This window comes from Rhizobium sp. Leaf311 (assembly GCF_001423445.1).
Lineage (GTDB): Bacteria > Pseudomonadota > Alphaproteobacteria > Rhizobiales > Rhizobiaceae > Agrobacterium.
This window is the reverse complement of the sequence record NZ_LMNZ01000024.1, coordinates 4,291-4,872: the sequence shown is the minus strand read 5'-3', so window position 1 is coordinate 4,872 and position 582 is coordinate 4,291. Positions and strand designations below refer to the sequence as shown.

The following is a 582-nucleotide window of genomic DNA, read 5'->3' as shown; positions in this document are numbered from 1 at the left end:
AAATATCCTCGTGTCCCGCGCTGTGTAAGCCGAACCATTGTCCGAGAGGTGCTCGATAGCATTGGGGGCTCGGGTTGCGCGGAAGCGTTTCTCGACTGCCTCCAGCATCATGTCGCGCACGTCAGAGCCGGAGATGCCCGCATTGGCGACTGCCGTCCAAGCGATGATCTCGCGGTCGAAGGCGTCGATGATGAAGGCGAGACGAATGACCTCGCCATTCCAGCAGGTGAACTCCAGACCGTCGGAGCACCAGCGCAGGTTAGAGCGCATGACCATGACCTTGCCATCATGGATGCGGCCTTTGCGGACGGCCGTATGTTTCTCCAGCAGCATGGCATGGTTGCCCATGATACGATGAACCCGTTTGGCGTTGACGATGGGCTGATCGGCGGCTCGCCTTTCGCGATTGAGAAGCGCGGCGATCCGCCGATAGCCATAGGTTGGCCTTTGATCTACCAGCCTGCGAATGGCGGGCAGAAGCTCTGCATCCTCAAGCTTGTGGTATGGTCCACGCGGCTTTGATTTGCCTTTCAGCCGCTCGATGAGGTTGGAACGGGAAACGCCCAGCGTGTCTGCCACGGC

1 protein-coding gene is annotated in these 582 nt (G+C 59.6%); it reads right to left on the bottom strand.

Annotation, left to right across the window (positions count from 1 at the left end):
• On the bottom strand, positions 1–582 hold a 582-nt coding region (locus tag ASF69_RS23650), incomplete at both ends, for a DDE-type integrase/transposase/recombinase (protein ID WP_244475547.1).